Here is a 24177-nt window from a genome sequence, read left to right as displayed (position 1 = left end):
GCAATGACAACCTACAGACAATGTGGTATTGGGTATTGACGGTCAAGATCAGGGCGACGTCTCTTGGGAGTCGATGGACGATTACATCGAAGAAATTCGTAGGTGGGATGTTTCTCAGTACTTGCCGGATGATCTGCTCGTAAATATCGAGCGTGGTGCCATGAGCGCGAGCCTCGAAGCCCGGGCACCCTTGCTTGATCATCGAGTCGCGGAACTGGCGTTTTTTTGTCTTCAGAGCAGTTGATCAAAAGTGGCGTCGGGAAGTGGCCGCTTCGCGAACTGCTTAAGAGATACGTACCTACCTCGTTCTTCGATAGACCAAAGGCGGGCTTCTCTATTCCACTGGCGCAATGGTGCGTGGACCACTGAGAGAGTGGGCAGAGGACTTGCTGGCTGAGAAGCGAATCAGGAGTGAGGGCTATTTCGATTGTCAGAAAATTCGCTCAGCGTGGCTCCAGCATCAAAACGGAACGTACGATCGTAGTCTTCATTTGTGGAATATTCTGATGTTCCAATCCTGGCTTGATAAAAATAGTCGCTAATTCAGATTGAGCAAAAGGTTTTCCATGAAGATAGTTTTCAATGCGCTCTCTGCCCGCTTGGGTGGAGGTCAGACATATCTGATTAATCCTTTTCAGTTCGTACCCTTCGACGAGGATCTTGATATCCTCGTGTTTGCCCCTTCGTCACTCAAGCTGCCAGATCACCCAAGGATCCGTCGCGTCGAACCTGCCTGGCCGACAGAAAATCCGCTTGTCAGAGCCTTGTGGGAAAAGTGGGTGTTACCCGGTATCTTGAAGGCTGAAAAGGCTGACCTGCTGTTTTGTCCCGGGGGGGTAGTGGGCACTCGTGCACCAACCGGTTGCAAGGTTGCGACGATGTTTCGGAACATGATTCCATTTGATTTGCGCGTACGAAAAAGTGTACCGTTCGGGTTGCAACGGATCAGAAATTGGTTGTTGAGCCGCATTATGCTCAAGAGCATGACTGAAGCTGATTTGACGATATTTATTTCAAATTATGCACGAGGGGGCATCGAATCGCTGACCAAGGTTAAAAACGCCGTTACTATCCCTCATGGAATTGGTTCTGTGTTTCGGACACACGGCAAAAGTACTGTTCGCCCGGATTTTTTACCAGGGAGCGAGTACATTTTATATGTGTCGAGATTTGACGTTTACAAGCATGATTTTCAAGTGGTCAGTGCTTACGGGAAACTACCTCAAGAGCTTCGTGAAAGGTTCCCGCTGATTCTTGTCGGGGAAACAAATCTGCCGGAAGCCGAGCGTGTAAAGACTCTGATTTCGACGCTAGGCCTGGAAGGCCAGGTCCTGCTACTTGGCGCTATTCCTTATCAGGAACTTCCTCCTCTGTATCACCACGCGTATCTGAATCTCTTTGCCTCGTCGTGCGAGAACAGCCCGAACATACTTCTTGAAGCGCTCGCTTCAGGTCGGCCAATGATTTGCTCCAATGTTATGCCCATGCCGGAGTTTGGCGCGGACGCAGCATTGTATTTTTCGCCGTTTGACTCCCAAGACATAGCAGACGTATTGACAGAAGCATTAACAAATCCGGAGTTCTTGAAAAAGCTGGCCGTTGCAGCGGTTGCACAAAGTGATAAGTTTGATTGGGAACAAACCTCAAGAAAAACGTGGTCCGAGTTGCTGGCGTTGGCCAAGTTGCGAAAAGCAGGTGTTTGATAAATGAGAGTTCTCGTGGTGTCGCAGTATTTTTGGCCGGAATCATTTATTATCAACGACCTGGTCAAAAGCTTGTCTGCTCAAGGGCATGTCGTAAAAGTTCTTACCGGCAAACCGAACTATCCGGATGGTGTTGTGTTCGACGGCTACCATGCTTCCGGATACCAGGAAGAAAGTTACGAAACGACAGTTGGCGTATGCCGTGCACCGCTTAGACCTCGCGGCTCTTCGGGCGCAAAAAACCTGATACTGAATTATTTGTCTTATATCGTAAATGGGCTGAAATTTTACCCGGCTGCTGTAAAAGGCGAACGTTACGACGCAATTTTTGTGTTTGCACCTTCCCCGATTACGTCGGTCATTCCCGCCATCTATTTGAAATGGAAACTCAAGAGTCATCTGGCTGTATGGGTTCAAGATCTCTGGCCAGAGAGTTTGAGTGCGACGGGATTCATCAGGAATAAATCGCTCTTGCGCGTGGTAGGGTGGATGGTCAGAGGCATTTACGCCTGCGTTGACACTTTACTCGTTCAGTCGAGGGCATTCCGGGAACCGGTTGCTCGCTATGCTGATCCCGGCAAGGTCGTGTATTTCCCAAATTGTTATCAGGATACTCCGCCAGGCTCCGAAGAGACCCGGATTCCTGCATCGCTGCTTGCGGAGCTCGAAAACCATTTCTGTCTCGTTTTTGCTGGCAACCTGGGGACCGCACAATCGGTCGAAACCCTGGTTGAGGTAGCAGACAGGCTTCGCCATCTATCCAATCTCCGAATTGTTCTGGTCGGCAGCGGTAGCATGCTGAGCTGGATCGAAAGCCAGAAAAAATCCCGATCATTGGACAACCTTGTCCTCGCCGGCCGGTATCCGGTAGGTGAAATGCCACATTTTTTCAGTCGTGCCACGGGATTGTTGGTGACGTTGAAGCAAGATGAGGCGTTCTCCTATACCATTCCCAGTAAAGTCCAGGCTTACCTTGCCGCGGGGAGGCCGATTGTCGCCGCGCTGGATGGCGAAGGGGCTCGGGTCATTCAAGAGGCCAATGCAGGCCTGACGAGCCCGGCGCAAGATGCCGAAGGTATGGCCAGGTGCATTGAGCAACTTTTCCACATGAGTTCGGATGAACGGGAGTCATTGGGGCAGTCGGGCAGGGCGTACTACCTCGAGCATTTCGAAATGGAGCGTCAAAGCCAGCGTCTCGTCGAAATCCTCTGTACCAGGATCAATGAATTGAAAGGTAGCTCAAAATGAAAGTACTAGTGTTAGGGGTCACCGGGATGCTGGGTAGCACGGTGTTCAGGCAATTCCATGGAAACCCATGCTATGAGGTGTGGGGCACTTTACGTAACCCAGGTGGCGCAAAACACTTTTCAGACGAAACTCGCAGTTCGTTGATCAGCAATGTTGACGTGCTGGACCAGGACTCGCTGGTTTCGGTGCTGGCACGGGTCAAACCGGATGTCGTCATCAACTGCGTCGGCTTGATCAAGCAGCTGGCCGATGCCAAGGATCCCCTTTCGGCGCTTCCCATCAATGCCATGTTGCCGCATCGCATTGCCAAGTTGTGCGAACTGTCTGGCGCTCGCTTGATTCACATCAGTACCGACTGCGTGTTTTCCGGACGTAAAGGGCTTTACACTGAAGAGGATATCTCCGATGCGGAGGATCTCTACGGCAAGTCCAAGTACATTGGCGAGCTTCATGCCCAGCCGAATGCAGTCACTCTCCGGACTTCAATCATCGGTCACGAACTGGGAAGCCAGTACTCGCTGGTGGATTGGTTTCTATCCCAGAACGGGTCGGTCAAGGGCTACGAAAAGGCCATTTTTTCGGGGCTCCCTACCGTGGAGCTGGCGCGTGTCATTCGAGATTATGTGATCCCGAACCCGGAGCTTAAGGGCCTTTATCATGTATCGGTGGCACCCATTGATAAATTGTCTTTGCTGAAATTGGTGGCAGAAGTTTATGAAAAGGAAATCGATATCGTCGCTGACAGTGATCTTTCTATTAATCGTTCGCTGGACTCATCAAAATTTCAATCCGCGACCGGTTACGTTCCACCTTCATGGTTGGAATTGGTCAAATCAATGCGCGCAACGCGTTGATCATTAAATACAATCAAGTCTTGGATGGTAGTTATGTTTGATAATAAAATTTTGATGATCACGGGCGGCACAGGGTCATTTGGTCATACAGTGTTGAAGCGTTTTCTTGATACAGACGTAAAAGAAATTCGTGTATTCAGCCGCGATGAAAAAAAACAGGAAGATATGCGCATTGCCCTGTCGAACGACAAGGTGAAGTTCTATATCGGTGATGTTCGCGATCGCGATAGCCTTGATCAGGCCATGGTCGGTGTGGATTACATTTTTCACGCTGCCGCATTGAAGCAGGTGCCTTCCTGCGAGTTCTACCCTATGGAAGCCGTGCGTACTAATGTCATCGGCACCGAAAACGTTCTGAATGCGGCGATTGCTTCGGGTGTTAAGCGCGTTGTCGTGCTAAGTACCGACAAGGCTGTTTATCCAATCAATGCCATGGGTATTTCCAAGGCCATGGCTGAAAAACTGATGGTGGCCAGGTCGCGGATGATTCCGGCAGCGGGACCTGTGATCTGCGCAACTCGTTACGGCAATGTCATGGCCTCGCGCGGGTCAGTGATCCCGTTGTTTATCAACCAATTGCAAAATGACGAGCCGCTGACTGTCACTGATCCGAACATGACCCGCTTTCTGATGTCGCTGGAGGACTCTGTCGACCTGGTGCTGCACGCTTTCGAGCATGCCGAGCAAGGCGATATTTTCGTTCAGAAAGCACCTGCCTCGACAGTCGCTGACCTGGCGCAAGCGCTCAAGGAGCTGTTCTCTCGTGACAATACCGTCAAGGTCATTGGCACCCGTCATGGCGAAAAACTCTACGAGTCGCTGATTTCCCGTGAAGAAATGGCCAAAGCCGAAGACATGGGGCGTTACTATCGAATCCCGGCGGACAATCGCGACCTGAACTACAAGAAATTCTTTGTTGAAGGTGAGCAGGAGATTTCCGATCTTGAAGATTACACCTCGCATAATACTGAGCGTCTCGATGTTGAAGGCGTGAAGAAAGTTCTTTTGAATCTGGAATACATTCAGGAGAAACTTGATGCTTAAGGTCATGACGCTGGTCGGCACGCGACCAGAGCTTATCAAGATGAGTCGTGTCATTGCTGAGCTGGATAAGCAGGTCAACCATGTGTTGGTCCACTCCGGCCAAAACTACGACTTCGAATTGAATCAGGTTTTTTTCGACGATCTTGAAATTCGAAAGCCCGATCACTTTCTGGGCGCCGCCGGCGATACGGCTGCCAAGACCATCGCCGAGGTGATTTCCAAGGCGGATGAAGTATTTGAAGTTGAAAAGCCGGACGCGCTTTTACTCTATGGCGATACCAATACCTGTCTTGCAGTCATTGCCGCAAAGCGCCGCAAGATTCCCGTATTCCATATGGAAGCCGGCAATCGCTGTTTTGATCAGCGAGTTCCCGAGGAACTGAATCGCAAGGTGCTCGATCACCTGAGCGATATCAATATGGTGCTGACCGAGCATGCCCGGCGTTATCTGATCGCTGAAGGGATTCGTCCTGAAACCATCATCAAGACCGGTTCGCATATGGAGGAAGTGCTCGACTACTACATGCCGAAAATTCTCACTTCCGACGTGCTGGTTCGAGAGGGGCTGGAGCAGGATAAATTCTTCATCATCAGCGCTCACCGAGAAGAAAACGTCGATACGCCGGAAAACCTCCGGGATTTGCTCAAGACACTGCGAGCCTTGGCCGACGAGTATAAGTTTCCGATCATCGTGTCCACTCACCCCCGCACCCGCAAACGTCTGGAGGCGATAGGCGAATCGTTGGATCACCCGTTGATCCGCTTTTCCAAACCATTCGGTCTGCTTGACTACATCAAGTTGCAGATGTCGGCGTTTTGCGTCCTGTCCGATAGTGGCACCATCACTGAAGAGGCCTCTCTGCTGAACTTGCCTGCCATTACCATCCGTAATGCACATGAGCGTCCGGAGGGGATGGACGAAGGGACACTCATTATGAGTGGCCTGAAAGTGGATGGCGTTCTCAATGCTGTACGTGTGGTGACCAGTCAGCATGATCGTGATCAGCGTGTCATCCCCGTGGTCAGGGATTACCAGGCGGGTCCGGTGTCCAAGCAGGTGGTTCGGGTCGTATTGAGTTACACCGACTACATCAACCGTACTGTCTGGTCGAAACCCTGAGCGGCGTCGAGGTTTGAAAATGCGTGTTTTGTTGACAGGTGCCACTGGTTTCGTAGGCCGTGCTGTACTGGGCCGGTTAGCGGCTTCTGAAGATCTGGAACCGGTGGCAGCCATTCGTGGGCATGCCTTGCCCGACTGTCCGGCGCGCGTTACAACTGTTCAAACCGCCGGGCTCGAAAGTGATGCCGATTGGTCGCAGGCGCTGGATCGGGTGGAGGTCGTCATTCACAGCGCGGCGCGTGTCCATGTGATGAATGACACCGAGTCCGATCCGCTGGTGGCGTTTCGCAAGGTGAATGTCGAAGGCACACTGAATCTTGCCCGGCAGGCGGCTGGTCAAGGGGTTCGACGTTTTGTGTTCATTAGCTCGATCAAGGTGAATGGTGAAGGTACGCCGCTCAATGAGCCCTATCTTGCTGATGCTCCACCCGCGCCAGCGGACCCCTATGGCGTATCAAAGATGGAGGCCGAGCGAGGGTTACGCGAAATCGCGATCGATTCAGGGATGGAGGTCGTGATTATTCGTCCTGTGCTCGTTTACGGCCCGGGTGTCAGGGCCAATTTCCTGAACATGATGCGCTGGCTGGACAAGGGGGTGCCACTGCCATTCGGGGCTATCCATAATCGACGCAGTCTGGTCGCGCTCGACAATCTTGTTGATTTAATAGTGACCTGTATTCGTCACCCTGCTGCAGCGAATCAGATTTTCCTTGTGAGTGATGGGGAAGATCTGTCCACTACGCAGCTCTTGAGGCGCATGGGGCAAGCGCTGGGCAAGCCTGCACGGTTGTTGCCTGTTCCGAGTGTGCTGCTTGAGCGAGGAGCGCAGCTTTTAGGTAAGCAGGCTTTATCGCAACGGCTTTGCGGGTCGTTGCAAGTCGATATAAGCAAAACTCGAAAGCTGCTGGGCTGGACTCCTCCCGTTAGCGTCGATGAAGCTCTGGTGTCGGCTGCGAACTACTACAAGGACAGGCAGCGATAAGCTGGCTAACGGCAGTGCTGGTTCAATTGCAAAATTGATTTTGGCTGTTTCAGGAAGTTGATCTTTGAACACAATTTGGTTGTTGGCTGCTGTGGTTGGTGTTTCATTTTTGGCCACGGGTGCATTGCGCAAGTATGCCTTGGCACGCAGTTTGATAGATATTCCGAATTCACGAAGTTCACATTCGGTCCCGACACCGCGTGGTGGAGGTGTGGCCATCGTCCTGAGTTTTCTGATTGCGTTACCGGCGCTTGTCTGGGTAGATGACATGGCCTGGCCCATGGCGTTGGCTCTACTTGGAGCCGGTGGGTGGATAGCAGTCATAGGTTTTCTTGACGACCACGGACACATTGCTGCCCGGTGGCGCCTGCTGGCGCATTTCGCTGGTGCCATCTGGGCATTGTTCTGGATTGGCGGCATGGCCCCGATCAATGTGTTCGGTTACGAAATAAGTCTGGGATGGTTTGGTTATGTCATCGGGGCTTTTTTTCTAGTCTGGATGCTCAATCTCTATAACTTTATGGATGGTATTGATGGTCTGGCGAGTGTCGAAGCGATTTGCACCTGTGTCGGCGCTTGTCTGGTGTATTGGATTGGCGGTCATGTGAGTCTCTCCATTGCCCCGTTTGTGCTGACAATGGCCGTACTCGGTTTCCTTGTCTGGAATTTCCCGCCAGCGCGTATTTTCATGGGCGATGCCGGGAGTGGTTTTCTAGGCATAGTGCTGGCGGTGTTGGCCCTGCATGCCGCATGGACTGCACCGGTGTTTTTGTGGGCATGGCTTATCCTGTTAGGCGTATTCATTGTTGACGCCACTTTTACCTTGCTGCGACGCCTGTTGCGTGGTGACAAGGTCTATGAGGCTCATCGCAGCCATGGATACCAGTACGCTTCACGGAAATTCCGCAGCCATCGTGTGGTCACAGTCGTAATAGCCGCTGTCAATTTGTTGTGGTTATTGCCGGTCGCTATATTGGTCGTCATGCAGTACCTGGATGGTGCGACAGGATTGATTCTTGCCTATGTGCCTTTGGTGGCGCTGGCATTCAAATTCCACGCTGGCGAGTTGGAAATCGCGAACAATGCGTGATGGTTGCTCTGGCTATCACGCAATGCCTTATCCACAAGAGATACCAAAAGCTGTAGTTGCTGTATCAATGCTGGGAGCTTCGAGAGGTGTTTAGAGGGGTTATGGATAAAATTCGGGCGCATTTATTAAGTCTGCCAAGACGACATAAGCGAATTTTGCTGGTTCTGACTGATATTTTTCTGGTCTGGTTTGCCTTGTGGATGGCGTTTGTTGTACGTCTGGGGCTGGACGAGATGGTCAACCCCCTCACTCAGCATGTTTGGCTTTTTGTCAGCGCACCTGTCGTGGCAATTCCCCTGTTCATCCGCTTTGGCATGTATCGCGCGGTGATGCGGTACTTCGGAAATGATGCGCTCATTGCCATTATCAAGGCCGTCACATTATCGTCCCTGATCCTGGGCGTCTTGCTGTACTGGTACAGCAACCATCAGAACGTCGTTCCCCGCTCGATCATATTCAACTACTGGTGGTTGAGTCTTATCATGATCGGGGGATTGCGCTTCGCCATGCGCCAGTATTTTATGGGTGATTGGTTCAGCGCGGTTCAGCATGTTCCGTTTACGAGCAGGGATGATGGCTTGCCAAAAGTCGCGATTTACGGTGCGGGGGCCGCCGGCAATCAACTCGTTACCGCCTTGCGAATGGGGAGGGTCATGCGACCTGTTGCCTTTATCGATGACGATAGTGGTATTGCCGATAGGGTTATTTCGGGGCTGCAAGTATATAAGCCTAAACATATCCAACAAATGATCGACAACACGGGCGCTCAGGAAATTCTCCTAGCCATCCCGTCATCCAACCGTGGTCGCCGCCGCGAGATTCTTGGTTTTCTCGAAGGTTTTCCTCTGCACGTTCGAAGTGTCCCGGGCTTCATGGATCTGGCCAGTGGCAGGGTCAAGGTCGACGACATCCAGGAAGTAGACATTGCCGACCTGCTCGGCCGCGATGCTGTTCCGGCTCAGGGGGATTTGCTCGAGCACTGCATCAAGGGGCAGTCCGTTCTGGTTACAGGTGCTGGAGGCTCCATTGGCGCCGAACTCTGCCGTCAGATCCTGGCACTCGGACCCACGACACTTTTGCTGTTTGAGCATAGCGAGTTCAATCTCTACAGCATCTTGTCCGAACTGGAACAGCGAATTGCACGAGAGTCATTGCCGATTCGTCTTTTGCCAATTCTTGGGTCTGTGCGCAATCAGGAAAAACTTCTGGATGTGATGAAATCCTGGCGTGTGGATACGGTGTATCACGCCGCGGCTTACAAGCACGTGCCTATGGTCGAGCATAATATTGCTGAAGGTCTGCTCAACAATGTGATCGGCACACTGAATACAGCACAGGCGGCACTTCAGGCCGGTGTCTCCAACTTTGTATTGATTTCGACTGACAAGGCCGTGAGGCCTACCAATGTAATGGGCAGTACCAAGCGTCTTGCCGAGTTGACGCTGCAGGCGCTCAGTCGAGAGATGGCACCGGTATTGTTCGGTGACACGACCAACGTTTCTCGGGTTAACAAGACGCGCTTCACAATGGTGCGGTTTGGGAACGTTCTGGGATCGTCCGGTTCGGTTATTCCGCTATTTCACAAACAGATCAAGTCGGGGGGGCCACTGACGGTCACTCACCCCAAGATTACTCGATACTTCATGACCATTCCCGAAGCCGCGCAGCTGGTTATTCAAGCGGGTTCCATGGGGCAGGGCGGGGATGTTTTCGTTTTGGACATGGGGGAGCCTGTGAGGATTGTTGAGCTCGCCGAGAAGATGATCCATTTATCTGGTTTGAGCGTCCGTTCGGAAAAAAATCCGCATGGCGACATCTCTATCGAGTTCACGGGCCTGCGTCCGGGTGAAAAACTTTATGAGGAATTATTGATCGGTGACAACGTGGCTGCCACTCAGCACCCGATGATCATGACTGCCAACGAGGATTACCTGTCCTGGGATGTGCTGAAGGTCAAGCTGAGCGAATTGCTCCGCGCCGTTGATCAAGACGATTATGCGCGTGTTCGCCAGTTGTTGCGCGACACCGTTAGTGGCTACTCCCCGGATGGTGAAATCGTCGACTGGATCTACCAGCAGCGACGCCTGGAACCCTGATTGTTTCATATTTTGCAATGTACATATTTTTGACAGCGCCATTACATAGCCTAAGTTTGAGGAGCAGCTTCGGAAAAAGCTGCCTTCTATAACGCCGTCATGGAGCTTCAATTATGCGTACAGGCTATTTCTACTCTCTGGTTTTTGCCCTTCTCACCAGTGTTCCCGTCGTTACTTTCGCTGCTCCAGTGACCAGTCCCGAGGTGCTCAAGACACCTCAGGTACTGGATGTGGCCGCCAAGGGGCAAGTGGGCAAAATCGATCTTAATCGTGCCGATTCAGCAACGCTGCAGCGTGAACTGTCGGGTATAGGCGAGGCCAAGGCCAAAGCGATTGTTGCATATCGTGAAAGCAATGGGCCATTTGCGTCAGTAGATGAACTGCTGGAAGTGAAGGGGATTGGTAAAGCGCTTCTGGACAGAAATCGCGAGAAGATCGAATTGAACTAAGCGTGTAATTGAACGAAAAAGGCCGATCATTGCAGGCTGTGTAAAAACCTAGCAATCTGCTGGCCGGTTAAAGAAAATGCCCGTATGGCAAGATACGGGCATTTTTCTTATACGCTATATCCAAGGTGAAAAACCGCTCCTGGTGGCCTGAGCGGTTAATTCGTTGTAAGCGCTCCATGAACCCCACATTCAAAGCGCTTAGCTGATCCCGGATGCTGTGCTCCCGATTCCCTCAAGAGCCAGCCCGCCATGATGCGCCCCGATGCAAAAGTCGAAAAAGTCTATCTTTACCCCAAACCCGTGGACTTTCGAAAATCCATTGATGGCCTGGCCGCGCTGGTCGAACTGGATATCAAGGTCGCGGTATTCGACCCTGTGCTTTTCGTCTTCCTCAACAAGCCGGGCTCAGGAGGTGCCGACGCGTCTGCTTGATGGCTATCGCGGCTACGTGATGACCGATGATTATGCCGGTTACAACGCGCTGGGCGCGCAGGAGGGGGTTGAGCGTTTAGGCTGCTGGGCGCATGCACGACGCAAATTCGTCGAAGCGCAAAAAGTACAGCCCAAAGGCAAGACGGGACGTGCCGACATCGCGCTGAACCTGATCAACAAGCTTTATGGCATCGAACGCGATCTACAGGCCGGCAACGACGGCGAGCGTAAAACCGGTCGTCACGCGCACAGCCTGCCGGTGCTGGCTCAGTTGAAAAACTGGATGGAAAAGACACAGCCTCAGGTCACAGCTCAGAACGCCCTGGGCAAAGCCATCAGTTATCTGGCCAACAACTGGAACAAACTTGCGTGGTATGTCGAGGAAGGCTACTTGCCGATTGACAACAACCCTGCCGAACGCGCCATCAGGCCCTTCGTGATCGGAAGGAAGAACTGGTTGTTCACCGACACGTCCAAAGGCGCGACGGCCAGTGCTCAACTTTACAGCCTGGTCGAGACAGCCAAAGCCAACGGCCAAGAGCCCTATGCGTGGCTGCGCCACGCACTTGAGCGCCTGCCGACGGCCTCTTCGGTTGAGGATTACGAAGCTTTACTGCCCTGGAACTGCTCGCCGGTATCGCGTAGTTAAACGCGCTATCCATCTTGATGGCTGGCGGGGTTTACGGATCGCTTACGAAGTGTCACCGTGTTCATGAGAGATCCTCCGCCAAAAACGAGAAAAGCCCTGCAAGCGTAAACCTGCAGGGCTTCTCGGTCAGGCTGACCATCTCAATAAACCCGCCGTAGCGGGTCATGTTGAGATTGAAACTGTTATGAAGTCATAACGTTTAAGTAACGCTGATTCGTTTCCTCACGTTAACTCCAGCTAATACCGGACAACAAATGAACAGCGTGAACGCGTAAGGCATCCAGACAATTGGCCGCTGATATATACTAAACAGGAACAGCGCGAAAAACAGTAATGCCCATTTCGGCAAATCAGCTCTACGCAGAAGCGCGATAGCAAGCAAAATCATAGAGCCTGCAAAAAGGATCATCCCGATGATCCCAAAGTCCGTGAATATTCTCGTTACCACTTGAGAGACTCCACCAAACGTTACGCTAGCGTCAGAGCTTACCCCGAACATAAGAGTCTTCAAACCTGAAGACCAATAGTCATTGAGCAGTTTCTGCATTTCAGGAAGCGATCTATTGTTTATGTACTGAGTCTGACGCAAGGTTGAGGCCGGTAATTCAGTGGTGTTTTTCACTACCGAAGCTTCCGATGCCTGCGTCTCTGGGAGGCTAGCAACTAGCTCCGGAGGAGAAGACAATGGTCCTGTCAAGCTAGGCGCCGATGTAGTGACTTCGACTCCAGGGCCTTTCGCATTCGTTTCTGTGTGGAAAGAATCTGGCTTGATGACTCCTGCGGCAAGCAGCCCTGCAACTACGCTCAGAGCGAGAGGCGCCAAGGTTCTGGCAGATCGGGTCAGCACCAGGCGAGCAGCAAAACCAGCGACTGTCAGCACTGCAAACGCCAAAGAAAACGAGAGCAACCCGCCTACGAAAAGTAGGATGGTGGCTGTTGACCTGATCCGGAACCTATGGGCTGCGAGCAGAAATGCTGAAACGGTACCCACCATCCCCGGCTCATCATAAACCGCACACAAACGGTAGAGCGTTCCGCCCCATGGTAGAGACGTCACGTTATTCCCAAGCAATAGCACACCGGGCACATTCAGATAATAACCCCCCGCTGCGGCCATTACAGGGTTTAGAAGCGGGCTGTGATTAAAGCTGATTTGAAGCCCGAGAATGGCGCCAATCGATACCAAAACACCTGGCAGCAAGCTCAACCCGAAGATAATCGAAAATGCTTTTATAAGTTCGGCTCTCCGACTGTCTTCGAATACGAAGAGCGCTAGCATAGTCGGCAGAACGAAATACCAACGTGTAAAGCTTCCGTCCGTTTTCGGGAGGAAGCTTATGTAGACTATAAAAATTGCCATCATGGCAAAGCCGATCATTTCACTTTTACGTGGCCTATCACCAGCGATGAACGCGAGCGCCGCAATGACGCCAGCCGTTAGTCCGGCAAGTGCAATATGCCTACTGGAGCCCCATAAAAAGTACGGATTCAAAGATATCCATGAACACAGCGCTAAAGCAGGGGCAAGCAAGAGACTGCCACGATTGACGAATGATGAATACATTCCTGATTTCCTTGAAATGCTAAGCCGATAGCCGGCAAGTGTATCGGGCACTCGGGATCTACTTGGCGCTTGCCACAATCGAGTCTCGCTTAGCTCGGGTGAGCTCCACGACGCATACCCTGTCGACCCCCACTATATCCAGAGAAGCTATCGCACAGGACATGTCGGATTGGTTTTGCTTACTCCAAGAGCGTGAGCCTACTTTGATTAGGCATCCCTCTTGATCTCTTACGGATTTTGGGACCGCATCAATCAGGTCCACATCCGGGATACTACAATCTCTCGCTTCCTGATCTGCCGTTTTCCAAGCTGCAGCTGCTTACTCTACCAAAGACGAGCCCAGCGCAGAGGAAGAAATCAAAACCAGAGCCAACCCCGCCAACGTAATCCGTTTCGGTGATGCACAGCGTATTACCTTGGCCAAAGTCATTGCCAGTCGTCCTTTAGGCGAACATATAGTCAGTAGGCCGGCATGCTATCAGCTTTGAGACTGGTCTGCGACAACACACCAGCCGTCCCTGGCATAGGATCGCTTGGGCTACTTCTCCGCTTCAGCCTTCCTGGCTGCAGCCAGAGCTACCTTTTCCGTATCGCAAGGAGGACCGACCTTATGGGTACCGTCGGCGTAGACGAGCTTCGCGCTGATCTTCCCGCTGCGCGGCCATTGTGTGTACTGAATTTTCATCCTGCGAGAGCCTCCGCTACGACCGTACCAGAAGAGGCCAAAGCCGCTCCGTTGTAGTAGGTCTGATACTTGTCGAGGTACACCACCGCGCCTGTCACCCCACTGTTCACATGATACAAACGCGCCTTGTTCATATCGTTTCCGCTCAGCACCGTCTTGGTCGTGCCGTTATCGGTAGTTATGGTGCTTGACGGCAAAACGCTGTTTGCATAGTCGCCAGAACGGTTGTCGGGATTGATAGTGTTTCGATGCAGGTAAGGCTTAAAGCAACCCGACAGATAGATGAACGGATCGTAGATGCCCGTGTAGCGGGACGAGTAACCAGGGTGCTCCAACTGATTGATCGTGATTTGAGGCTGTTCGACGTTGATCAACGCCAGCGCCCCGCCGTTGGTCGTGATGTTGTTGTCATGGATGGCCATCTGCTGAGCGCCAGACAAGCCGATCACCTCGATACCGCAGTTGCGACCGGTAATCGTGTTGTGCTGGATCGTGAGGCTGTCGCCCATGTAGGTGCCGTGGATGCCGCTGTTGATCCAGCAACGCTCCACCACGCCTGTGAAGAACCCGTCGAGATTCTTGACGCTATTGTCGAACTCCAGGCCACGCCCCAGAACATCACCGATCTCAACGTAGCCGATACTCAGCCTTGGCTGTTGATGCCAGCTCATCCCGTAGCCCAAGTAGTCACACATCCATGACCCGGCTACCCGGCTCTTTTCCCGGTTCAGCGTCAGTTTCAGACGCTGCCTCAAGAACCGCTCGACGCCGGCCATCACTCGCTCACCGGAACGACGCCTACGCACATAAATGTTCGCATCGTCGGCGTAGCGCACGAAACGATGGCCTCGCCGCTCCAATTCACGATCGAGTTCGTGGAGCAGGATGTTCGACAACAACGGCGAGATAGCGCCGGCAACAATAGAGCAAACTCTCGGATAAAATGGGGGCTGTGCATTGTCATGGAGAGTTTTGCTGCGAGGTATGCGGGATGCCCCGGCGTCGAGATTGTTCTCGTCATTGAGGTCATCGCCCCCACTGACGGCAGAATTCAGTCATGAGCCGAAAACCGCGGATCTGGCGTATTCGTCTGGCTTTTGAGCCAAATCGATTCTCTTGTGAAGAGCTCGAGAGGGTCTACGAGCAGCTAAAACCGACAGAAACGCGGACTTCCTCAGAGTTGTCGCAATCCCGATCCCCTGTGAAAAAGCATCGTACTGCCAAGCGAGGTGAGCAATGAGCCAGGCTGTGATGGTGGCGCTCTATGCCCGGGTATCCTCTGACCAACAGGCTAAACGCGGCACGATTGAAAGCCAGATTGCCGCGCTGATGGAGCGGATCGTGGCTGATGGCGCCCAAGTCGTTGAGGACATGCGCTTTATCGACGCTGGCGTCAGCGGCGCGACGCTGATTCGCCCACAATTGGAACGGCTCAGAGACCGCGCTGCACTTGGCTTGGTAGATCGTCTCTACGTCCTGTCCCCCCAGACCGGCTGTCACGAAAATATGCCCACCAGGCATTGCTGATGGAAGAACTATCGGCGTGCGGCGTACAGGTCGTATTCCTCAATCATGCCATCGTCGCGGCAAGCTTCATGGCGCCAAGCGGGGCAGTACCAGAGCTTGTGCGACAAGCCATTAGCTACTGATGCTCCTGTGCTACCACTCGGGTTGAACAGGATATTGGTTCCCGAGGAGGATTGCAGAAACTCAAGGCGCTTCAGGTTGTCCTTTTCTTTAATCGGATCAGTCGTTTATTTGCAACTAGTCTTATGCCTGAAGGCGAACGACGGTCAGGCGAGGCGTCTGGCATAAGGATGTGAATGAAAAGGCTCATTGTCGTGATTGCCGTACTGACATTGGCGGGTTGTACGACTAATGCAAGGACCCATGCGGTACACGGGGTCAGTGGCGTCGAGATCGATTGCTCGGGGCTGGGATCGGGGTGGGAGAGGTGTCAAAAGCGAGCTGACAGGGAATGTAAGGGGGCAGGTTACAAGGTTGTGGCCAGGTCCGACGACGCCAAGGATGAAGATGAATACTTCTTTGGCTTCAATCCTGCGGGTTTATTGACACGGACCATGTTGGTTATCTGTAGGTGAGCTGGGTGCCGGGGCGCGGACGCTCATGCGGGGAGAGAATGCGGTAAATGCAATGGGCTGTTCAAAATCGTCCGGGCGTGCTAAAACCTTTGAAGCGCTGATCTAGCTGCTTGAAAAAGAAGGGAAAAATATGACGAAGTCGGAGTTGATCGAACGAATTGTCACCCATCAAGGACTGCTCTCATCAAAGGATGTGGAGCTGGCCATCAAGACCATGCTTGAGCAAATGTCCCAATGCCTGGCCACCGGCGATCGCATCGAGATCCGTGGCTTCGGCAGTTTCTCGCTGCACTATCGCGCACCGCGCGTGGGACGCAATCCGAAAACCGGTCAGTCTGTCAGCCTCGATGGCAAGTTCGTTCCGCATTTCAAGCCCGGCAAGGAGTTGCGTGATCGGGTGAATGAGGATGAGGAGGAAGTGTCGTGATAGTAAACGGAGTTTGGGTTGTTACTGATGTCTAATATTAAACGCGTAATGCTTGCGGTTTTGTTGTTGCTATTGATCTTAGTGGTCTTAGTGTTCGTCCTGGAAAACCAACAAACCATTTCGATGGTGTTTCTTGGGTGGACAGGGCCTGCATTGCCCGTGTCGGTAATTGTAGTGCTTTCACTGTTGGTAGGGATGGTGTTGGGGCCTCTATTGTTTTGGCTATTGCTTAGGATCAGGAAGGTGTCGCGGACGTCAGCCAAGTAAATTGTAAAGAGATGAGCGTTCGGTTGACGGTTCAGTGATGTTTTCCGGGTATCGGTAATCCATCGTTTTCGATTTGTTATATCTGCAACTTTTTTCACTTCGGTAGATAGAGTGGTTTCTCAAGAATGCAGGAGAAGTGCGCCTGCTAGTCTGCCTACCTTGCTTGTCGATGGGGTATAACTTTAGTGTGGTATTTGTTGGGGTGTCTGTACTGCTCAGTCTACGGGCTCGATGGTAGAAACTAGCAGGTTGTTAAGGCTGGAAGAAGATATTAACTTTCGGCAGCGGTAGCATGCTTGAGTTGGGGCAGGAACAGTAAAAATAATCACTGTTTTGATGATTTGTTATTGTCGGTGCGATGTTCTGTGGGTTGCATGTAATAAATATTTGAGAGTTTCTCAATTTTGTTGGTTGGTTTAAGTGATGAGGAGATATCTTCTGCGCACTATGCAGTAAAGTCCAATCACATCTTACGGCCGGTTGCCCTATCATGACGGCCTTGCAAGGAGAGGGGGCTGCGTGATCGTTGAGTCGGGCGCCTGACTGGTTTGTGATCCTGATAACACTGCCGCATTGGCGGCGCGCTATTACCGTATTCCAGCAGGTAGTCGCAATCTAAGTTATAAAAGTATTTCATCCGGGCGAGAAAGAAAAAATTCAGGCCAAGCCCGGATGTTCGACTCTTACTGGTGTAAAATGACAGTCGTACGGGAATGAGCGCATTCTAAGCGTCATAAAAATAGGTGTGGTTGGAGCGTTCGAAGGGGTTATGGAAAGATTCCGGGTTTTGTTATTAGGTCTTCCGCGCCGCAGTAAACGACTGATCCAGGTTGCTGCTGATGTCGCGTTGGTGTGGCTAGCCCTGTGGATGGCATTTGTTGTCCGATTAGGCATCGATGAGATGGTCAACCCGCTCACTCAGCATCTCTGGCTTTTTTTGAGTGCGCAGTTTGTAGCAATTCCACTTTTCTTTCAATTTGGAATGTATCGCGCAGTCATGCGCTATTTTGGTAATGATGCCCTTATTACGATCGTCAAAGCGGTAAGTTTGTCATCGTTAATTCTTGGCGTTGTCGTGTATTGGTATAGTAATCATCAGAATATTGTGCCGCGGTCAATAATTTTTAATTATTGGTGGCTAAGTTTGGTCATGATCGGTGGTCTTCGACTGTTCATGCGTCAATACTTTCTCGGTGATTGGTTTTCCGCAGCTCAACATGTTCCTTTCACCAACCGGGATAACGGATTACCTAAGGTGGCCATTTATGGAGCTGGTGCTGCCGGAAATCAGCTTGTAGCAGCTTTGCGAATGGGACGAGCCATGCGTCCGGTCGCCTTTATCGATGACGATAGAAGTATTGCCAGTCGAGTTATTTCTGGGCTTAAGGTTTATAAACCAAAGCATATCAAGGAGATGATTGAAGCTACCGGTGTGCAGGAAATTTTATTAGCGATACCCTCCACATCTCGTGGGCGTCGTCGAGAAATACTTGGTTTTCTGGAGGAATATCCCCTTCATGTTCGCACTGTCCCCGGGTTCATGGATTTGGCTAGCGGACGCGTAAAAGTCGATGATATCCAAGAAGTAGATATCGCCGACTTATTGGGGCGTGATGCAGTTGCTGCCCAACATGAGTTACTCGAACATTGCATCAAACAACAGGTCGTACTTGTTACCGGGGCTGGTGGGTCTATAGGTTCTGAGTTGTGCCGGCAGATATTGTCATTGCAACCCACGGTCCTCTTATTGCTCGAGCATAGTGAATTTAATCTCTATAGTATTTTGTCGGAGCTTGAGCAACGAATTGTTCGGGAGTCGTTGTCTACGAAAATTCTTCCGATCCTCGGATCGGTCCGTGATAAGGCTAAAATTTTAGATGTGATGTCAACATGGCATGTAGAGACCGTCTATCACGCCGCGGCTTATAAACACGTTCCGATGGTCGAACATAATATTGCCGAGGGTGTACTCAATAATGTAATGGGTACACTTAATACGGCCCAAGCTGCAATCCAGGCAGGCGTGGCTAATTTTGTATTGATTTCGACGGATAAAGCTGTACGGCCTACAAATGTCATGGGTAGCACTAAGCGTCTTGCCGAACTGACGCTTCAAGCTCTCAGCAAGGAGCCCGCACCGGTACTATTTGGTGACACTGCAAGCATATCTAGAGTCAATCGAACCCGATTTACGATGGTCCGTTTTGGAAACGTTTTAGGTTCTTCCGGCTCGGTGATACCATTATTTCACAAACAAATAAAATCAGGTGGCCCGCTCACGGTTACTCATCCTAAAATCACTCGTTACTTCATGACCATTCCAGAGGCGGCGCAACTGGTTATTCAGGCGGGCTCTATGGGGATGGGAGGTGATGTTTTCGTGCTGGATATGGGCGAACCGGTAAAAATTGTTGAGCTGGCAGAGAGAATGATTCATCTGTCAGGTTTAAGTGTTCGTTCAGAAAAAAATCCGCACGGTGATATCTCCATTGAGTTTACTGGGTTACGCCCGGGAGAGAAACTCTACGAAGAACTGCTGATTGGTGACAACGTAGTTGCAACTCAGCACCCGATGATCATGAGTGCTCACGAGGATTATTTGGCCTGGGAAGTCCTCAAGGTCAAGCTGACGCATCTGCTTGCGGCGCTTGATGAGAATGATTACTCTCTCGTTCGACAATTATTGAGAGAAACAGTCCATGGATACACCCCTCAAGGAGAGATAGTGGATTGGATTTACGAACAGCGGCGTCTTGATCATTAAGCCGGTTATATTACGGATTTTAGCTGAAAAGAATCCTGGATCCATGGCGGGCTGAGTAGTCGTACTGAATAGACGTATTATATTTTTTAAGCTGTTTTTATATTTTTGATGGCGTTGGTACGAATACTAGGGCTTGAATTGTGTGTGCATTTAAGGAGTGAGTCATCTTGAATCTTGAGACAAGTGATACTGAATGCGAAGTTCACTCTACCATTGAACAGCGTATCGTTGTGATAGGTGGAACTGGCTTTGTTGGTCAGCATTTACTCAATTCTTTAGTTGATTACAGCAAAGAGTTCGAAATTATTTTCGCGGTCCATCGAAACGAGCCACATTGGTTAACAGAATCGCCTATACAGGTTCGACATTTTGACTTGGATGATAGCGCGTCGTTAGAAAAAATTTTGAATTGCGGCAGCATCGTTTTGAATTTGCTGCGGCCAGACGGCACCGGATGGTTCTTGTCAGCGATCAAGAATATTTTGCGCGCTTGCGGCAATGCATGTGTTAAGCGTTATATCCATGTTTCAAGTATTGACGTTTTTGGAGCAAGCCAGGACAGCATTTGTACTTCGGCTTCACAGATCGTGCCTATCACGCCTTATGAGCGTGAGCATGCCGCTGCTGAGAAGTTTGTGAGCGCCGTCAATGCCGAGCATTTCGAAGCCTTGATTTTGCGCCTTGGCGCGGTATTTGGTGTCGGTGGATTAAATGTTGTTTCATTCGTAAGGGAAGTTTCGAGTGCCCCTGGCTGGAAACTCGCATTGCGCCGTTCATTGTACGGTGCGCGGCGAATGCATTTGGTCAGCGTTGAAAAAGTAGTCGAGGTTTTATTATTTGTTACAACGGCGGCACCAATAATTCAGGGGGAAATTATTGTAGTGACTGAAGACGCTGACGCTGATAATAATTTCGCTTATCTTCAGGATTGTTTGTTGGAAGTATTTAGCCGTACTGCAGTATTGCATATTCCTTACCTCCCCTCGCGAGTACTGCGTTTGGTATTAAATGCCAGAGGGATTAGTAATACCGATCCAATGCGTCGCTTCCAAGAAGATCGATTGTTGCAACTTGGATTGCCAGATTCTGCACTGTTCACCCAGCGCCTTAAAAGTTACTTGAGTCACTTGAGGGCTACGGTATGAATGTTTTATTGATTAATATTTCACTTGATGCACAGCGTGGGGGAGGGACTGCGGAACGCACAAGACACTTAGCCAATACCCTTGCGGATAAAGGCTGTCGTTGTGAAGTCATCGCGATGTCCGGTGATTCCTGGCAATCAGAGTTTAATACTCGAGGTGTTAAAACCTACATTACTGGAAAAATGGGTCAACACTTTCCAATCCCATTGGTCAATTTTATGCGTCTGTGGAAAGCGGTGAAGTCTGCTGACATTATCCATATCATGGGCTACTGGAATTTGTTGAGCATTATTACCGGCTTCTTCGCCAGGATCGCGCGGACTCCTTATGTACTTTGCCCCGCGGGTGAATTTGCTTCCATCGGAAAGCCTAGTCCAGTTAAGAAGCTGTTTCATTTGTTGCTTGGTAAATCACTTATAAAAAGTGCGTCGGGGTTTATTGCAATTACTCAGTTAGAGCGAATACTAATTGCAGAAGTTACAGGTTTTTTGCCGGATCGTATCCCGGTGTTTCCGAATGGGGTGGCGGAGCCCGCGTTAACCCCAATACGTACACTGCAGAATCTGCCCGAAGAGCCGTATATTTTATTTATGGGTAGGCTTGCCCCTGTCAAAGGCCCTGATTTGCTTATTAAAGCCTATCTCTCTACAAAGGCAGCCCACCATTATCCTTTAGTGCTTGCCGGGCCAGACTTCGGAATGCAAGCCGAGCTTGAGGCCTCTTTGATTGGTCATGAAATAGCTCGTCAGATTCATTTTATTGGATTTCTCAATGAGGCCCAACGAAATGAAGCTTATCAACATGCATTGATGCTTGTCATTCCCTCCAGATCGGAAGCCATGTCACTTGTTGCTCTGGAAGCAGGAATCACAGGTTTGCCGGTATTGCTGACAAATACATGTGGTTTTGACGAAGTACAGACAATCAACGGGGGAAGAGTAGTCGAGCCGACAGCCGCTGGTATCAGTAGAGGGCTTCAGCTCATGCTTTCAGAGACCGACGATTTGACGCTTAAAGGGCAACGACTTAAGTCGTTTGTAATCGACCATTATAGTTGGCATGTAATTGTAACTAATATGGTCGATTATTTTGAAGGTTTTATTCAGGATAATTAGAGTGCTTGTTGATGTAAAGAGTTGATGGGATGCTTTTGTTTATTTAGTATCCATCTCAGCACAATTAACCCTATAAGAAAAGCGGTTATCTCAATCACGAAAAAAAGAAACGCTCTGGGGAAATTAATTTGCACTGTCAAGTATGCCATTCCAACGCCAATAGTAGCGCTTGTCATAACATTATTCAGTAACCGTTTAGCGGCAAGCTCGATGCTATAACCCAAGAAGAATAATAGTGCCATGCCAGCAAAAAGCACGAGATGATTGCCGCTGTAATACAGTACTGCTATAGGGCCAGGGATTGTCATGAATGTAAAATTTTCTAATCTTTCATACTGTGCATTAGATATTCGCTGATATATTGCTTGTGTGCCTTGTGCTGGATCTTCTTTTAAGCCTCTTATAAAAAGATCTAAATTCAGGTGATGATTGCTCGTTACTGCTAAAACTCCTTCAGCACCAATCCATCGGTCTACGATTAGCTTGCTCAATTCGTTTGCGATTCGTTTGAACTTCAGTTCGGGTGACAGTTGATGCGGGGTGACGTATGGCTCTGGGGTGGCGTCGTGTATTAAAGTTTTTTCGGATAATTTCAACGACGTCCCGGATTCTTCCAGATTTCCTTTCACGATGGTTTTTTCTGTATAAGGTACTGCCTTTGCAAACGAAGAAAGGCGATCGACTGATACGGAAATTATCGAAAATGCAAACAATAAAGCGGTCGTCGAAAAAATCTTTATCCAGCCAATTTTTGATATGTTCCACTCTAGTTTTCTCCCTTGTATCAGGTAAGCAATAAAAGGGGCCGAAACATGAAGGATCATTTGTGCACGACTGCCCATCGAAATTGATGTCAGTGCACCCTCAATAATGACGATATAAAAAAGCATGTTCGGAGTTAATTTTCCGCTTTTTACCAACCAGTAAGCCAAGGTGAAAAGAGCAATAGAGTTTCCCCAAGCGACCATGAAGGAAAAGACTACGTAAATATAACTAGGTAGCTTTAAAGTTGGTTCGTATCCAACTTTGATAATCGAATAGTAATAGTTAAAAATTAGAGAGGCAATTGTGAAGATGATTGCCATGCCCAAGAGTGTTGATAAGAGCTTTGTGTTTATATTGGTTTCTAGTTCTTTTCTTTTTTGAAAGCCGGCCACGACAATAAAGTAGCAGATAAGCAACGCGCTAAATGCTGTGATCAGTACTACAATGGCGTTGTTCCATGCAGCTGGCGACTCATCAAAGCCTCCTATGGGCTCAATGAAATTGTTTCCAATGAGCAAGTGTAAAGTGATTTTTGCCCAGCAACCTAAAATCAAAAAAGAAAATAGAAAAAATATGAAGTAGCTTTTCGGTCGATTTTTAATCGTGGCATATATTATAGCAATGCTCAGTGTGCAATAGATTGCAAATAAAGCGACCATGCCTGGGTAATAGAAGCCTGCCCATATGCTAAGTAAAGTCACTGTGGCGACAATCCATGTTGTTGTCGCTTTATTATCAAAATAGCCTTCTGAGATCTCGTTCATTTTTTTACCGATGCGGATTTATAAATGCCGATTACGTAGCTGATCATCTTGCGAGAAAATAGTGATGAAGGGCTTAGTATTGCGGCCCGAAACATCTGCTTTAAACTGATGAGGTAACGGCCGGAGAAACCGTGCATGAATCCTGACAGCAGATAGGCGTTTGCCATCGCCCTTTTTTTCCAGCGAAGAAACTTTTTGGGTAAACCATTCGTATTATAAAAATCTTTAATAACGATAACTGGCTCATCTGAACGTTGAACACTGGAGGGATTATAGGTAGTTGACCCAGAGTGAATGCGGAAATCTGCTAGCGCCTCCGGGACTCGGATGAATGGGCCGTGTTGACAAAAGCGTAGAAAAAAGTCCATGTCCGGAATGTTTCTTAACCCGGTATTCCAGTCGCCCACTAGCGCCCAGGTTGCCCGTTTGAATAGCGCGCCCGGACCAGGCAAACATTGGAAGTTGGCAATGAGCAGGTTCTCAGAGTATTCGGGGGCTGTAATGGTCCTAACATAATTTGAGTCTTCGTCGATCACGCAAAAGTCCGGGTATGCCAATACTGCTTCAGGTGACAACGCCATTCGCGAAACTATCGTCTCGATTGCATTAGGATGTAATCTGTCGTCAGCACTTAGATAGCCCAACAAATCACCAGAGCTTTGTTTCCATCCAAAATTCATGGCAGCGCTTTGTCCAGCATTTTCTTGTCTGAAATGCGAAAACTGCATAGGATGATTCTTCAGCAAATTCGGAGTGTCATCGGTTGATCCATCATCAACCACAATCAGTTCGATATTTTGATAAGTTTGTTTTTTGACGCTATCAATTGCATCCAGCAAATATCGAGCTGTATTGTACGTGGGGATGACAATAGTGACTTTCGGCAGTGTCGTCATTTTATCGTCCATGTGG

General features: G+C 49.9%; 21 protein-coding genes and 3 pseudogenes. 20 read left to right on the top strand and 4 right to left on the bottom strand.

What is annotated here, in order from left to right; genetic code table 11:
- Positions 1-73 precede the first annotated feature (73 nt).
- The 13 genes and pseudogenes from AC1DWG_RS16900 to tnpC form a co-directional block, all read left to right on the top strand.
- A complete protein-coding gene (locus tag AC1DWG_RS16900; protein ID WP_477756919.1) occupies positions 74-244 on the top strand; it encodes an asparagine synthase-related protein in 171 nt (56 codons plus the stop codon).
- Positions 226-542, top strand: a pseudogene (locus AC1DWG_RS16895) (asparagine synthase-related protein). The gene AC1DWG_RS16900 and the pseudogene AC1DWG_RS16895 overlap by 19 nt, the downstream one beginning before the upstream one ends.
- Positions 543-566: 24 nt before the next feature.
- On the top strand, positions 567-1703 hold the full coding sequence (locus AC1DWG_RS16890) for a glycosyltransferase family 4 protein (RefSeq protein WP_477788049.1): 1137 nt from the start codon (positions 567-569) through the stop codon (positions 1701-1703).
- 3 nt (positions 1704-1706) lie between these two features.
- Positions 1707-2951 (top strand): glycosyltransferase family 4 protein, encoded by a 1245-nt coding sequence (locus tag AC1DWG_RS16885; RefSeq protein WP_477756752.1) that lies wholly within the window; start codon positions 1707-1709, stop codon positions 2949-2951.
- Positions 2948-3805, top strand: a complete 858-nt coding sequence (locus AC1DWG_RS16880; protein ID WP_477756753.1) for a dTDP-4-dehydrorhamnose reductase family protein — start codon at positions 2948-2950, stop codon at positions 3803-3805. The genes AC1DWG_RS16885 and AC1DWG_RS16880 overlap by 4 nt, the downstream gene beginning before the upstream one ends.
- Before the next feature lie 33 nt (positions 3806-3838).
- The gene (locus AC1DWG_RS16875) at positions 3839-4849 is read left to right on the top strand and encodes a polysaccharide biosynthesis protein (protein ID WP_223456234.1); all 1011 of its coding nucleotides are present in this window, start codon (positions 3839-3841) and stop codon (positions 4847-4849) included.
- On the top strand, positions 4842-5969 hold the full coding sequence (wecB, locus tag AC1DWG_RS16870) for a non-hydrolyzing UDP-N-acetylglucosamine 2-epimerase (RefSeq protein WP_477756583.1): 1128 nt from the start codon (positions 4842-4844) through the stop codon (positions 5967-5969). The genes AC1DWG_RS16875 and wecB overlap by 8 nt, the downstream gene beginning before the upstream one ends.
- Positions 5970-5988: 19 nt before the next feature.
- Positions 5989-6951 carry a UDP-glucose 4-epimerase family protein gene (locus AC1DWG_RS16865; RefSeq protein ID WP_477764746.1) on the top strand — a complete coding sequence of 321 codons (963 nt, stop codon included), beginning with the start codon at positions 5989-5991 and terminating at the stop codon, positions 6949-6951.
- A 64-nt stretch (positions 6952-7015) separates the two neighbouring features.
- A complete protein-coding gene (locus AC1DWG_RS16860; protein ID WP_477764745.1) occupies positions 7016-8041 on the top strand; it encodes an MraY family glycosyltransferase in 1026 nt (341 codons plus the stop codon).
- A 101-nt stretch (positions 8042-8142) separates the two neighbouring features.
- A complete protein-coding gene (locus tag AC1DWG_RS16855; protein WP_477764744.1) occupies positions 8143-10137 on the top strand; it encodes a polysaccharide biosynthesis protein in 1995 nt (664 codons plus the stop codon).
- Positions 10138-10250: 113 nt separating this feature from the next.
- Positions 10251-10586, top strand: coding sequence for a ComEA family DNA-binding protein (locus AC1DWG_RS16850; protein ID WP_477756448.1), 336 nt, complete (start codon positions 10251-10253; stop codon positions 10584-10586).
- 249 nt (positions 10587-10835) lie between these two features.
- Complete coding sequence (gene tnpB, locus AC1DWG_RS16845; RefSeq protein ID WP_477759892.1) at positions 10836-11018, top strand: IS66 family insertion sequence element accessory protein TnpB; 183 nt, start codon at positions 10836-10838, stop codon at positions 11016-11018.
- A pseudogene (gene tnpC / locus AC1DWG_RS16840) lies at positions 10978-11667 on the top strand (IS66 family transposase); the annotation flags it as partial. The gene tnpB and the pseudogene tnpC, both read left to right, overlap by 41 nt.
- 199 nt (positions 11668-11866) lie before the next feature.
- Here tnpC and AC1DWG_RS16835 read toward each other — a convergent pair.
- Both AC1DWG_RS16835 and AC1DWG_RS16830 read right to left on the bottom strand, forming a co-directional pair.
- Positions 11867-13231: a hypothetical protein gene (locus tag AC1DWG_RS16835; protein WP_477759891.1), complete on the bottom strand. Its 1365-nt coding sequence runs from the start codon at positions 13229-13231 to the stop codon at positions 11867-11869.
- A gap of 1308 nt (positions 13232-14539) precedes the next feature.
- A pseudogene (locus AC1DWG_RS16830) lies at positions 14540-14830 on the bottom strand (reverse transcriptase domain-containing protein); the annotation flags it as partial.
- A gap of 322 nt (positions 14831-15152) precedes the next feature.
- Here AC1DWG_RS16830 and AC1DWG_RS16825 point away from each other — a divergent pair.
- From AC1DWG_RS16825 to AC1DWG_RS16795, 7 genes are all read left to right on the top strand, one after another.
- A complete protein-coding gene (locus tag AC1DWG_RS16825) occupies positions 15153-15443 on the top strand; it encodes a recombinase family protein (RefSeq protein ID WP_477756943.1) in 291 nt (96 codons plus the stop codon).
- A gap of 296 nt (positions 15444-15739) precedes the next feature.
- A complete protein-coding gene (locus tag AC1DWG_RS16820) occupies positions 15740-16018 on the top strand; it encodes a hypothetical protein (protein ID WP_477764742.1) in 279 nt (92 codons plus the stop codon).
- A gap of 130 nt (positions 16019-16148) precedes the next feature.
- Complete coding sequence (gene ihfB / locus AC1DWG_RS16815; RefSeq protein ID WP_108215432.1) at positions 16149-16445, top strand: integration host factor subunit beta; 297 nt, start codon at positions 16149-16151, stop codon at positions 16443-16445.
- A gap of 27 nt (positions 16446-16472) precedes the next feature.
- Entirely contained in the window at positions 16473-16712 is a 240-nt protein-coding gene (locus tag AC1DWG_RS16810) for a lipopolysaccharide assembly protein LapA domain-containing protein (protein ID WP_477759890.1), read from the top strand.
- Positions 16713-17481: 769 nt separating this feature from the next.
- Positions 17482-19476: a polysaccharide biosynthesis protein gene (locus AC1DWG_RS16805; protein ID WP_477760146.1), complete on the top strand. Its 1995-nt coding sequence runs from the start codon at positions 17482-17484 to the stop codon at positions 19474-19476.
- Between the two features lie 167 nt (positions 19477-19643).
- Entirely contained in the window at positions 19644-20621 is a 978-nt protein-coding gene (locus tag AC1DWG_RS16800) for an NAD-dependent epimerase/dehydratase family protein (protein ID WP_477788048.1), read from the top strand.
- Positions 20618-21736 (top strand): glycosyltransferase, encoded by a 1119-nt coding sequence (locus tag AC1DWG_RS16795; RefSeq protein ID WP_477760145.1) that lies wholly within the window; start codon positions 20618-20620, stop codon positions 21734-21736. Before AC1DWG_RS16800 ends, AC1DWG_RS16795 begins: the two co-directional genes overlap by 4 nt.
- On the opposite strand, the gene AC1DWG_RS16790 is transcribed toward AC1DWG_RS16795, so the two are convergent.
- Positions 21733-23265 carry a hypothetical protein gene (locus AC1DWG_RS16790; protein ID WP_477788047.1) on the bottom strand — a complete coding sequence of 511 codons (1533 nt, stop codon included), beginning with the start codon at positions 23263-23265 and terminating at the stop codon, positions 21733-21735. The genes AC1DWG_RS16795 and AC1DWG_RS16790 overlap by 4 nt on opposite strands.
- On the bottom strand, positions 23262-24173 hold the full coding sequence (locus AC1DWG_RS16785) for a glycosyltransferase (RefSeq protein WP_477764737.1): 912 nt from the start codon (positions 24171-24173) through the stop codon (positions 23262-23264). Before AC1DWG_RS16785 ends, AC1DWG_RS16790 begins: the two co-directional genes overlap by 4 nt.
- Positions 24174-24177 lie beyond the last annotated feature (4 nt).

It is taken from the genome of Pseudomonas sp. P4_B3 (assembly GCF_056402295.1).
Note: the sequence above shows the minus strand (reverse complement) of the source record. Positions and strands in the feature narration are given on the sequence as shown.